At 55.6% G+C, this 11374-nt stretch carries 11 protein-coding genes; 2 read left to right on the forward strand and 9 right to left on the reverse strand.

What is annotated here, in order from left to right; translation table 11 throughout:
- Positions 1–94: 94 nt before the first annotated feature.
- The 8 genes from PHC90_13410 to PHC90_13445 all read right to left on the reverse strand — a co-directional run bounded on the left by PHC90_13410 (position 95) and on the right by PHC90_13445 (position 4851).
- Complete coding sequence (locus PHC90_13410; GenBank protein MDD3847341.1) at positions 95–484, reverse strand: HEPN domain-containing protein; 390 nt, start codon at positions 482–484, stop codon at positions 95–97.
- Entirely contained in the window at positions 465–785 is a 321-nt protein-coding gene (locus PHC90_13415) for a nucleotidyltransferase domain-containing protein (protein MDD3847342.1), read from the reverse strand. Before PHC90_13415 ends, PHC90_13410 begins: the two co-directional genes overlap by 20 nt.
- Positions 786–1494: 709 nt before the next feature.
- The gene (locus PHC90_13420) at positions 1495–1830 is read right to left on the reverse strand and encodes a helix-turn-helix transcriptional regulator (GenBank protein ID MDD3847343.1); all 336 of its coding nucleotides are present in this window, start codon (positions 1828–1830) and stop codon (positions 1495–1497) included.
- Positions 1827–2183 carry a type II toxin-antitoxin system RelE/ParE family toxin gene (locus tag PHC90_13425; GenBank protein MDD3847344.1) on the reverse strand — a complete coding sequence of 119 codons (357 nt, stop codon included), beginning with the start codon at positions 2181–2183 and terminating at the stop codon, positions 1827–1829. Before PHC90_13425 ends, PHC90_13420 begins: the two co-directional genes overlap by 4 nt.
- Before the next feature lie 497 nt (positions 2184–2680).
- A complete protein-coding gene (locus PHC90_13430; GenBank protein MDD3847345.1) occupies positions 2681–3073 on the reverse strand; it encodes a PIN domain-containing protein in 393 nt (130 codons plus the stop codon).
- The gene (locus tag PHC90_13435) at positions 3067–3300 is read right to left on the reverse strand and encodes a hypothetical protein (protein ID MDD3847346.1); all 234 of its coding nucleotides are present in this window, start codon (positions 3298–3300) and stop codon (positions 3067–3069) included. The genes PHC90_13430 and PHC90_13435 overlap by 7 nt, the downstream gene beginning before the upstream one ends.
- Positions 3301–3548: 248 nt before the next feature.
- Positions 3549–4100 (reverse strand): hypothetical protein, encoded by a 552-nt coding sequence (locus tag PHC90_13440; GenBank protein MDD3847347.1) that lies wholly within the window; start codon positions 4098–4100, stop codon positions 3549–3551.
- Positions 4101–4242: 142 nt separating this feature from the next.
- Positions 4243–4851, reverse strand: a complete 609-nt coding sequence (locus PHC90_13445) for a hypothetical protein (GenBank protein MDD3847348.1) — start codon at positions 4849–4851, stop codon at positions 4243–4245.
- 141 nt (positions 4852–4992) lie between these two features.
- Between PHC90_13445 and PHC90_13450 the strand changes: the two genes are divergently transcribed.
- Together PHC90_13450 and PHC90_13455 are read left to right on the forward strand one after the other, a co-directional pair.
- Positions 4993–5466 carry a hypothetical protein gene (locus PHC90_13450; protein MDD3847349.1) on the forward strand — a complete coding sequence of 158 codons (474 nt, stop codon included), beginning with the start codon at positions 4993–4995 and terminating at the stop codon, positions 5464–5466.
- An 87-nt stretch (positions 5467–5553) separates the two neighbouring features.
- Entirely contained in the window at positions 5554–6501 is a 948-nt protein-coding gene (locus PHC90_13455; GenBank protein MDD3847350.1) for an alpha/beta hydrolase, read from the forward strand.
- A 21-nt stretch (positions 6502–6522) separates the two neighbouring features.
- On the opposite strand, the gene PHC90_13460 is transcribed toward PHC90_13455, so the two are convergent.
- On the reverse strand, positions 6523–11374 hold a 4852-nt coding region (locus PHC90_13460; protein MDD3847351.1), incomplete at its 5' end, for a glucoamylase family protein.

The following is an 11374-nucleotide window of genomic DNA, read 5'->3' on the forward strand; positions in this document are numbered from 1 at the left end:
GGCGTTTCGGCACAAAAGAATGGTCATTCTTCAGACGTTATGAGGGTTACGGGGTCACCCATTAGAGGGCCCCCTTCCTGGTTTGGCAAGAATATCAGGGATCGTGCAGGGCCAGTAACGAGCGGGCTTCTGCCCGTATCATCCGGCAAAGCTTTAATGCATCCTTCCCGGTCGTCTTGTCCGCCGACTCGCCGGGGTACCTGACCTCCACCGCGTAGCCGTTCAGTATCTGCAATTGCGGTCTCATCCCCTCCCAGAAAGGTTCCAGGGGGAGCAACAGCTCGAAAAGAATCACGAGATTATGGGTCTTCCCAAAGGCGATGTTGTTCTCTTGAAGTATTGCCTTGAGATATTTCTCGACACACTGCTGGGAGTGAAAGCACACGGCGTCGTAATTTGGCCGCTTGCGAACCCGCATTTCGCGGGCGGCGGTGGCGAAATCATTTTCCGCCTTTTCTATCCATTCACCGGTGAGGGGATTCATACAGGACTTTGCCCTTGTTCATCACTTCATGGAGGAAATAATCGTTGAGCGCGAGCCTGGTTTTGACCTGCTCGGGCGTGCGAACGAGGAGTTCCACGGGTATGCGAGGCCTGGTCTTTCTGAGTATCTCAGAGGCCTTCCTGATGGGTTTGCCCTCGAAAGGCAGGATGACCAGAAGGTCCACATCGGAATCATCCGTTGCGGTGCCCTGCGTGTACGAACCAAAAAGGATGATCTTCTCGGGACGAAATTTCCGCGCGATCTGAGAACTGAAATCGTAAATACTTTTTTCATCCACCATAGCCCAGGCACTCCGGTTGCCTACATGCTAGCAAACAGCCCAATGGCTGTCAAGCGAAGGAAGCCCCTGGGACATCGGGGCTGAGGAGAGCGACGGTGACGCCTTCGGGATAAGACTCAGCATATTTCCCCCGAACGAGTCCTTTCGGAAAGTCTGACAGTTTATACTCCGGACGAAGTTCGTCTTTATCCTTCTTACTAACCTTCTTCATATACCCTTATATCACGGCCCCATTCAATGTTAAACAGGCAGCGTTTCTGGATGGCCTGTTTCCGGGATATTACTTCCGGAAAGCCAAAACGAGAGCACAAAATTTCAACCGCAACCAAGAACGTGCTTTACCCTCCCGTCGAAGACCGGATGCAAGGGCGGACGGATCGTGGAAGGCTTCGCGATCTGGCCGCAATTCCTTTGAAGCTCTCTCCAAAACCTCTGCGGGCTTGAGAGGAGCGGGCGTGAGATATATCTTTATTTTGGTTTGCCGGAAACACTTCCTTGAACAATCATAGTTTGGGCTTGATATTTCAAGGTTCATCATGCGGACTCTCTTTATGGAGCTTGTTGATAGAAAGTATGACCGGGAGACGTTGGTCAACTGGATGAAGGTGTTCCGGTTTCTAAAAAACCCCTGGATCCCGGATCAAGTCCGGGATGACGAAAAGAGACCTTTATCAACAGCCTGTCAAACGGTTCAAGCCATTCAAGCAGTTCAAGCCCTCTTCTGGTCCTTCGATCGGTTGGTTTTCGTGCCTGCATCTTTTGACTGAAACTGTATGGTCAGTTTGACATTCAATGCCTTCGCTATCTTCATCAGCGTTTCGATCTTTGCCTTCTGGAATCCTCCTCTTTCGAGCCGCGAGAGGGCCGGCTGCTTTGTCCCGATGCGCCGGGCAAGCTCCTCCTGCGTGAGTCCTGCCTCCTCCCGGGCCTTGATCACCATTTCAAGGATATTGAACTCCGCATCGAGGTCATTCCATGCCTTTTTGAATTCCGGCTCCTTCATCTTTTCAGAGATGTGTTCCTTCAGTAATCTGCCTTTCGTCATTGGCCACCTCCACATCTTTGTATAAAATCACTCATTCTCTTTTCGCCGATCTCTATCTCCCGCCTCGGTGTCTTGCCGGATTTCTTGAGAAACCCATGGAGAATAACAAACCTGCCTTGCGTGTAGGTGAAGTAGAGAACGCGAATGTGTCCGTGCCGGTCAACAACCCTCAGTTCCCTTAGCTTGCCCTTTATTCTCCGCGAATAGGGTTCCTTGAGGAGGACACCGTAACGGGCTAGCAACTCCACAGTTCTGAGCACTTTCGCCTGTGTTTCCGTGGGAAGAGAATCAATAAAATCCGCTCCGGGCTCTTTGCCTCGGGAATCCCGGTAATACTCAACCGTCCAACCCATTCCGAATCATAACACGGATGTTATATAACGCACAAGTTATAATCTTTCGGCACGTCCGGTTAGAAAGGAGAGCTTAATCCAGAATGAGGTAAGGGGGGGCGCTCTTCAAAAGTTCAAAAGACGCAGATAACCCTGCTTTATATTGCATCACCGAGAATGATCTCGCGACGGGAGGACGACAAAGAAAGGTTGTTGAGGCGAGAAGCATCATTCGCTTTTTAGCCGTGCAGCTTCTCGGGACGGCTTCCAGGCAACTGGCTCTACGTTATCGAATCACTGAGCCCGCTGTGAGCTACCTGCTGAAAAAGGGACGAGAAACCGCACGGGCCAGCAACCTGGTCGATTTTTAATTTTCGAAGAGCGTCCCCCTCGTCTACAGGAAGCATATCCCCTTAGCACTCCACAAGGTCCGGAAAGAGTTCAGAGAATAAAGCGATTAAAGCCGCCCTCTTGCCTCTGTGGCGCTCAAGCTGCTCAAGCGGTTCAAGCTGTTCTTCCTACTCCCAGACAACGATCTTTGTTCTCTTGTCCTTCACCGCTCCGAAGTGTTTTCTGTCCTTCGTGTGGATCTCGCTGCACCCGTTCTCAAGGAAGGACGCGATGATGATGGAATCTATATAGGGCGTGCCGTATCCGCCCTTCAACGAGGCCGCTCTTTCCACCACCGGTTTGTCCACGTCGAGTATTGTGCATGTCTTTTCCATGCCCTCGACCATCTTTTTCCCCTGCTGCGGTTTGCCTATCCGTATGGTAAGGTAAAGGATCTCTCCCAGGGTCAGAACGGACACACAGGGCACGGCCTCTTTTTCTTTAAGGCCCTCCCAGTGTTCGAGGATCCCTTTATCTCCCAGCATCATCCCCATGAAGTAACCCGTATCCAGACCTACCATCGGTCCTCATCCCTGTCGGCCTGCCAGGACTTTACGGCATCGCTGAGGCCTTTGCCTCGCCCTATCTCCGCGGCGGCGGCCGCAACGTCGCCATAACCCGACCTATCCTTGCCCGCTTTCATTACAAGGTTGATAGCCTGCTGGATAACCTGGCTCGCGCCTTCTTTCTGGGCATTGATGAAGTTGATTTGTTCATCAGGCAGATACACGGATATGTTCTTTCCCATTCCGCACCTCCTGTATTACTTTATAACATATTATATCTAATAGTCCACAACGAGAAGATCATATTGCAGCCGAGCGTAAACGGCGGGTCTGTCTTTGGCCTCCAGGGTGGAACTTTTGGGGTCAGAAAAACCTCTGGATCCCGGATCAGGTCCGGACAGAGAGGGCCTCATCAACAGCCTGTCAGGCGATTCAAGGCTATTCAGGTTATTCAAACCGCTCAAGTTATTCAAGCGGTCTTCCGGCGTCTCTATTTACAGTTATAGAACTCCGGTTCGCCGACGATGATCTTTTCCGCCTTGTCGTGGTTGATCCTGAGCTCCGACCGGACGTGCACCCTGCTGAGGCCCGTGATCTCTACGTCGACATCTACCGTCTGGCCCGGATAGACCGTCACGCTTTTCAGGACTTCCCCATTCCTGTCGTTGTTCCTGAAGACAAAGGTCAGGGGGGCCTTGACGCCCCTGTCTATGTATATACTTGTCCCGAAATACTTATACCTGCCCCCGGGCCTGACGTAGAAGGTGAAGTAGGCCCGGGACAGGGTCTTCGAGTTCTTGATGCCCCAGCGGTAGTTCCTGGCAGGGGTGGCAAGCGCCGCCGCGTCGCTCGTCATCATCGTCCCGTAGTCATCGCTGTACTGCGCCTTCGCCCTCACCGGCACAACGCTCCTCTTCTCGCAGGTAAATGCCGGCCCCTGGGGAGCGGGCTGCTGAGCGGGCCGTCGAGTGGGCCCCATGGTCTCACAGGCACAGAAACATAACACGAGTGCACACACTGCTAACGACGCAAATAGTTTCATTGGAGTCCCTCCTCTTCTTTGGTTCCACCTTGAATTTGTGCTGTAGACTCATTTTCCACGAATCACCGCCCGGATGCAAGAAAAAAGGGGCCGGTCCCGTCCACTGCGAAAAAAACATGGGATGAGCTGTTTGCGGTTTTCGCTACTTGCCTCCCTTGATCAGCCGGAGGCTCTGCAGCATGCCGTAGGCAGTCTTTATGTTCCTGTCGTATAGCCGGGCGGGGGATGTATAGAAGAAGACGTGGTAGACCCGGTCCGACGCGCGGGGTATGACGACGGCCCATTGCTGGAATTTCTCTCCCTGCAACGTATAGGTGACCCCAAAGGTGATCGCATTTACCGGCGTACCCTCCTCGGATGTGAAAGGAAACGTTTTCTCGTTGAAGAACCTCGTCTTTGGGTCGTTCTTCGTGAACTGCTCCTTGAGATTTGTGACCAGTGAACCCACATTCTGGTGGACGCCGCCATACTTCACCGAGGCGACGTTCTGGAGGGTCACGGTCGTGAAATAGTCATCGGTTCCTTTGGGGCCCGCAAAGAGCACCGTCACCTTGTCGGGCCTTTCGAGACCCCAGCCGGAAGGATACCGAATCTCGTAGCCGGCCCAGCTTTCAGAGAACATATTCGTCAGCCTGGCAGGGACATTATCCGCCGATAGTGCCGCCGATGCCGCCAATAAAACGCCAACTATCATACCCATCAGGACCGATACGCTTCGTTTCCGCACACTCCACCTCCAAATTGTCGTCATATGGCCTTCCCTATTTTCGGATAAAACAAACTGCATGACAAGAAGAAAACCGCCGACTTTTCAAACCTGGCGGGGTACAAATACCTTGACATATTATCCGTCCAGGAGAATGATTAAGTAAAACCATTTCGGAGGGCACTTATGAAGGATGCAAGGAAAGGGTACAGTAACTTGTGGAAGATCTCATTGACCATACTCTGCTTCGTTGCTGTCTCCGTGTTCGGAGCGAATTATGTTTACAGCGCCGACGCGCCCAACGGCAGCTACAAGAAGACATGCAAGAGCATTTATTACAACGCTAATGCAGACAGGATAACCAGTGCAAGCTGCAAGAAGATGAACGGCAAGTGGAATACAACGCAGCTCAACAACGCCAATCAGTGCAGAACTAACGGGGGCGATATTGCGAACTGCAACGGAACACTCGACTGCACCGGCGTCAATCTCCCGAACGTGGGTTCTTATAAAAGGTCCTGCTGGTGCTGCAGGATGGTGGGCACCACGCTGGGATGCTACTGCAATCCAAAAAAAGGTACGTCAAGATGGACGACCTTGAACAACGCCTCGAACTATTCAGATATCTGGAACGATAACGGATCATTGAAGGGCAGATAATAGCCAGCGCAAAAAAAAACCTGCGGAGGGGCAAAGGCAGATACCGGTAACCGCCTTCGCCCCCCCGTGTTTAATGGGACAATAATTATGACTGAGATGACCAGCGACGGGAATGAACTGAGCATACTTTCCCGGCTCGAGATCGAAGAGCTTGAGAAGGATGTCCAATTTTACGAGACCCGACAGAAAACACGGCTCGCATTCCATGAGTACGGGGATCCAAAGGGCCGGCCCATTTTCTTCTATCACGGCACAGGTTCGCATGTGCACGCCATGCTCCTTCACAAGCCCGCTCTCAGGTACGGCTTCAGAATCGTCTCGCCGGACCGTCCCGGAGTCGCTCAGTCGGATTTCCGCGCCGGGTGGACCGTCCTTGAATATGCACGGGATATGGCCGACCTGGCCGACCATCTCGGAATCGCCACCTTCGGGGCTGCTGGCATTTCCGGCGGCGGACCCACCCTCATGGCCAGCGCTCTTGCCATTCCCGATCGCCTCCATTGTGTTGTGGATCTGGCCTGCGCCATGCCGGTCTATAGCGACCTGGAAATGCTCAAGCACCTCGGCACGATGGACCGCTTCTATGCCAGGCTGGGAACCCGTCTGCCGCTCGCCCTGTTCAGGGTGCCGTTTTCGGTGCTTGGGATGATGCAGAAGACGATGAAAAACCCAAAATCATTCGTAAAGATGTTCGACTCCAGCCTGTGTCCGGCCGACAAGGACATTTTCAACCTGCCCGATTTTCAGTACCTGCTCATGCGCGATTACCAGGAACTCTTTCGCCATGGATCGAGAGGCCCCGCCTATGACGCCCAGACGGTTTACAGGCAGTGGGGATTCGATCTTTCGGACATCGATATCCACATCGAGGTGTTTCACGGCACATCAGACAAGTTCGTCCCACCGAGATTCAGCGAATATCTTGCGAAAAAAGCGAAAGATGTCCGCATCAACCTGCTTGACGGCCAGGGACATTTGTACCATGTTGCCTATGGTTACCAGATGCTGAAAAAGGTTGCGGAGCTTTTCTACTAGAATAAGGGACTGAGTCCGGGTTCAGCCACTCTTTTTCAACACCAGCACTTCCACCGCATGGTCCACATGATCATCGACAAGGTGAAGCGACGCACCTTCCTGTTCAACTCCATCAATAACCGCTCTTGCCTCGCCCTCGTGTCCCTGCGCCACCTTTATGTGATAGACCGTCTCCCTGTACCGGTAATGCACCGTAAAGCCCTCCCAATCGTCTGGAATACAGGGCTCGACATATAGCCTGTCCACTTCGAGCCTCAACCCGAGCAGCGATTCCACTATCAACCTGTACATCCATCCCGCGGACCCCGAGTACCATGTCCATCCGCCCCGGCCCGTGTGGGGCGTGACCGCATATACGTCGGCTGCGACAACATAGGGCTCCACCTTGTATGTTTCTATTCCTTTGGCCGATCCTCCATGATTCACGGGGTTGATCATGGTAAGGAGTTCCCAGGCCCGTGCGCTGTTACCCATTGCCGCGAAAGCCATGGCGGCCCAGATGGCCCCATGCGTGTACTGCCCCCCGTTCTCCCGGACCCCCGGGACGTACCCCTTGATATAGCCCGGGTCGAGGTCCGACTTGTCGAAGGGCGGGTCGAGGAGCTGGATCAACGCGTGGTCAGGGCGAACGAGATACTTATCCACCGCCTCCATTGCCATGCGCGAGCGCTCGGTGCCCCCTGCCCCGGACAATACAGACCAGCTCTGCGCAATGGAATCGATCCGGCATTCGGCGTTGGCCGATGAACCCAGCGGCGTACCGTCATCAAAAAAGGCGCGGAGATACCACTCGCCATCCCAGCCATGCTCCTCAATATTCCGGCTCAACGTGTCCGCTTCCTTCTCACAGTATTCGGCAAAGAGCATGTCCCCGTGAATGCCCGCAACCTCAGTGAAGCTCATGAGCACTTTATAGAGGAAGAATGCGAGCCAGACACTTTCTCCCTTGCCGTCTTTACCCACCATATTCATGCCATCGTTCCAATCGCCGGAACCGATGAGCGGCAAACCGTGTTCGCCAAACCTGAGGGCCTTGAGGATAGCAAGGACACAGTGGTCATAAAGACCTCTGTTTTCTTCCGATCTGCCGGGCAGGTCGTAATATGAATCCTCCTCGGCGTTGACGGCGCGCCCTTTGATGAATGGGACGGGTTCATCCAGCACTCCCGTGTCCCCGGTGGTCAGGACATAGCGGCATGCCGCCAATGGCAGCCAGAGAAGGTCATCGGAGCAGCGGGTGCGCACACCCCGGCCCGCGGGTGGATGCCACCAGTGCTGCACATCGCCCTCCACGAACTGTCGCGAAGCGCTCAGAAGCAGGTGCTCACGCACGAGCTGCGGCTCCGTATGGATAAGGGCCATTGTGTCCTGCAGCTGGTCACGAAAACCGAAGGCGCCTCCTGACTGGTAAAAACCGCTGCGCCCCCAGAGACGGCACGAAATGGTCTGGTACAGGAGCCAGCCGTTGGCAAGGACGTTGATGGAGGGGTCTTGCGTCTCCACCTGAACTGCCCCGAGGGTGCGGTTCCAGTACTGCCACACTTTTTCAAGGGCCTCCCGCGCTGCCGCGGGCCCCCGGAAACGACGTGACAGATCGTCGGCATCATCGCCGTCCCGACCTGCACCCAGGGTGAAGACGACCTCGCGCTCTTCGCCGTCCGCCAGTTCAAAAGCCACCTGTATCGCTCCGCATGGGTCCAAACCGGCCCCCACCCTGCCGGAAAGCCGCAACCTCGCCATGGCGGCGGGAGTTGCAGGCGTTCCGTTCCGCCCGAGGAATTCCTTGCGGTCGCCGCTCATGGTCCGGGTTGCATCATCGACGTTGAAAAAGGCGGTCCGGCTGCCGAATTCAGTGTTGTAGGGGTTATTCGCACACAGGGCCCCGCTTTGAGGGCTGATCCGGGTCACTGTATGCATTACCGATCTGGGCCTCAGATCACCCAGCACCCATTCCACATATCCCGTGGCCGAAAGCATCCGCGGCCGCCCCGACGTGTTGCGCACCTTCAGCACGGTAAACTTGACGGCGGCGTCCAGGGCAACGTACACCCACACCTCGGTCCCGATCCCGCGCTCGTTGTGCTCAAAGACACTGTAGCCAAACCCGTGCCTCGTAACGTAAGGTGTGGCCCCGCGGCTGGGCAGCGGCATGGGGGACCAGAAGTGGCCGCGTTCCTCGTCACGGATATAAAAGGCTTCCCCGCTCGAATCACTGACAGGGTCATTGTACCAGGGGGTCAGCCGAAACTCATGGGCGTTTTCGCTCCACGTATAGGCAAGACCGTTTTCCGAAACAACGGTTCCGAAAAGCGGGTTCGCCAGCACATTCACCCACGGCGCCGGTGTCACCTGGCCGCGGGAAGTCGAGATGACATATTCCCTGCCATCGGGAGTGAACCCTCCCAATCCGTTACCGAAGATCAGGTCCTGACGAAGCTCTGCCTCTATTGGCGGGACATCGCCTTTTGCGGCCCGGGTCGGGACAAGCGCCGGCAATGTGCTTTCGGGAAAGCTCCGACGCTTCAACTGGTTTGCGAGAGTTCCCTTGCGGTCGGTAATAATGGCGCGAGCGACGGTCTGGAACAGAATGCGGTCCTCTTTCGATATCTGGTCGGAAGGTCTCACGAAGATCCCGCCCGGCCGGTCGGTCACATTGGCCTCCGTGCCCGCAGCGATGAGCCCCATGATCTGGTCATGAAGAAGCTGCCGGTACCCTGCATGGTCTTCGTTCCAGATCACCAGCTCCACCGATAGTCCCTTGAGACGCCAGTACGCGTGGGCCTGGACAAGCTGCCGCACCAGGTTGATATTCGCCGGGTCTTCGATCTGCAGCAGTACGATGGGAAGGTCGCCGGAAATGGAGTAACTCCACAGGCCGGATTGGCCGCGGCGGTTTTTCATGAGGGCCGCTGAACTGGCTCGCAACAACGGATTGGCAAACATGATGGAGGCGGCAAGGCGTCCATAAAGCTGTGCGTCAGCTTCCGTGGCATTGATCTGCCGCAGCAGCACCTGGCTATGGGTCCATGCCAGGTCAAAGACACGGTCGGCGAGATGCAGGTCCTGGTATTTCCCGACAAGGCCCAGGCAGGCGTCACGGGTTTCGGCCATACCGGTAACGATGATGATGGTCGCCGATCTGTCGGGATCGAGAACAATTTGATGACGGATCGATGCGATCGGATCGAGCACCGAGCCCTCACTGTCCGAGAGGCTGGATAAACCCCTCATCGCTTCCGGGTCGGCAATCGTGTTCCCCCGGCCGATAAACCGCATACGGTCGGTTTCATAGGATACTTCATTGCTCCTGGCTCCGTGCACAGTCATGAGATGGAACATCCATGGCGACTGTTCTTCAAAAGAGCGGGGCCTGCGCGTGCAGAGTATTGCATTTTGCCCGCCGACTATCTCGGTCCGGACAAAGAGACTGCTGAAAGCCGGGTGCAGTTCGTCCTGGACAGGCGGCGCAAGGACCACTTCCTCATAGCTCGTTACCTCAATGGTTCTCCGTGTCCGCGCCCTGTTGGTGATGGTGATCCGGCGCAATTCTATATCATCCTCAGGTGAAACCGCAATCTCCGTATGGGTGTCAAGGTCGTGATCGCGTCGGCGAAACTCCGCGCGGCCCTCCGAGAATATTGCCTCGTACCGCTTGGAAGCCTGAAGCACGGGCTGATACGTTGTCGACCAGAAGACGCCCGTTGCCATATCACGTATATAGCAGAACGCACCCCAGTTGTCGCGGGTGCTGTCTTCACGCCACCGTGTCACCGCCAGGTCCCTCCAGCGACTGTAGCCGCCGCCCGCATTTGTGATCATCACATGGTATCTGCCGTTCGACAACAATTGCACCGCCGGCACCGGCGTGTCGGGGCTCGTGTAGACGCGTATCGGCATTTCTTCCACGTCATGTGAGATTGTATGCACCTCGGCAAGCTCGGTGGTGTGTGAATAGAATGCCGTGGCCTTCGGTACCCGCTCCTGGAGCAGAAGAGTAATTGCCTGAAATGAGGGTTCTGATTCGAATCGCCTCTGCATGGGCCGATCGAGGAGCAAAAAGGCAAGAGCGAGGAGGCTCATGCCCTGGTGATGGGCCATGAAAGACCGAACCACCGCGCTCGATTGTCCGTGCGGCAGATGGGCCGGGGTATAATCAATGGCTTCATAAAAACCGTACTTCCCCTCGAAGCCCCGGGCAGCGAGTTCCTCGAGATTGAGACAGGCCTCTTCGGGCGCCACCATGAGCGCCAGCGCCGAGGCATAGGGAGCAATGACCATCTCGCCGGCGAGCCCGCGTTTAAGCCCCAGGCCGGGCACGCCAAAAGCGCTGTACTGGTAGTTGAGGTGACCGTCGATCGTGTTATACCCGGACTCGGAAACACCCCAGGGCACGCCGCGTTTTTTTCCATACTCGATCTGTCTTGCCACGACCGCCTTGCAGGTCTCATCGAGGAGCGTCCGTTCATATGTGGGCATGACGAGGAGCGGCATGAGGTATTCGAACATGGAGCCGCTCCAGGAAAGAAGAATGGGCTCTCCGGCAGCGGTGGTGAGGAGGCGTCCCAGGGCAAACCAGCTCTCCTGCGGCAATTGTCCCCGGGCGATCCCGACAAAGCTTGCGAGTCTCGCTTCTGAAGCCAGCAGATCATAGAAACTCGCATCCCGCCGGTTTTCGCTGACATTGTAGCCGATAGCCGACAGATGGCGGGTTTCGTCATAAAGGAAGTCATAATCGATACGGGCAAGTTCACCGGATCGCGATCCAAGGTCTTCGAGAATCTCCATTCTCTCCCTGGCCCGGATGCCCGCCTCCTTCACGGCTCCGAGAAGCTCGTCAAGTTCCTCATGCTCATCCGGCGTCCAGTCCTGTCGG

The organism is Syntrophorhabdaceae bacterium (assembly GCA_028698615.1).
Classification (GTDB): Bacteria; Desulfobacterota; Syntrophorhabdia; order Syntrophorhabdales; family Syntrophorhabdaceae; genus Delta-02.

Bases quoted from the DNA above. Each gene is read 5' to 3' on its own strand.
- PHC90_13410 (MDD3847341.1), bottom strand. From the start codon at position 484: ATGAATCCCCTCACCGGTGAATGGATAGAAAAGGCGGAAAATGATTTC.
- PHC90_13415 (MDD3847342.1), bottom strand. From the start codon at position 785: ATGGTGGATGAAAAAAGTATTTACGATTTCAGTTCTCAGATCGCGCGG.
- PHC90_13420 (MDD3847343.1), bottom strand. From the start codon at position 1,830: ATGACGAAAGGCAGATTACTGAAGGAACACATCTCTGAAAAGATGAAG.
- PHC90_13425 (MDD3847344.1), bottom strand. From the start codon at position 2,183: ATGGGTTGGACGGTTGAGTATTACCGGGATTCCCGAGGCAAAGAGCCC.
- PHC90_13430 (MDD3847345.1), bottom strand. From the start codon at position 3,073: ATGGTAGGTCTGGATACGGGTTACTTCATGGGGATGATGCTGGGAGAT.
- PHC90_13435 (MDD3847346.1), bottom strand. From the start codon at position 3,300: ATGGGAAAGAACATATCCGTGTATCTGCCTGATGAACAAATCAACTTC.
- PHC90_13440 (MDD3847347.1), bottom strand. From the start codon at position 4,100: ATGAAACTATTTGCGTCGTTAGCAGTGTGTGCACTCGTGTTATGTTTC.
- PHC90_13445 (MDD3847348.1), bottom strand. From the start codon at position 4,851: ATGACGACAATTTGGAGGTGGAGTGTGCGGAAACGAAGCGTATCGGTC.
- PHC90_13450 (MDD3847349.1), top strand. From the start codon at position 4,993: ATGAAGGATGCAAGGAAAGGGTACAGTAACTTGTGGAAGATCTCATTG.
- PHC90_13455 (MDD3847350.1), top strand. From the start codon at position 5,554: ATGACTGAGATGACCAGCGACGGGAATGAACTGAGCATACTTTCCCGG.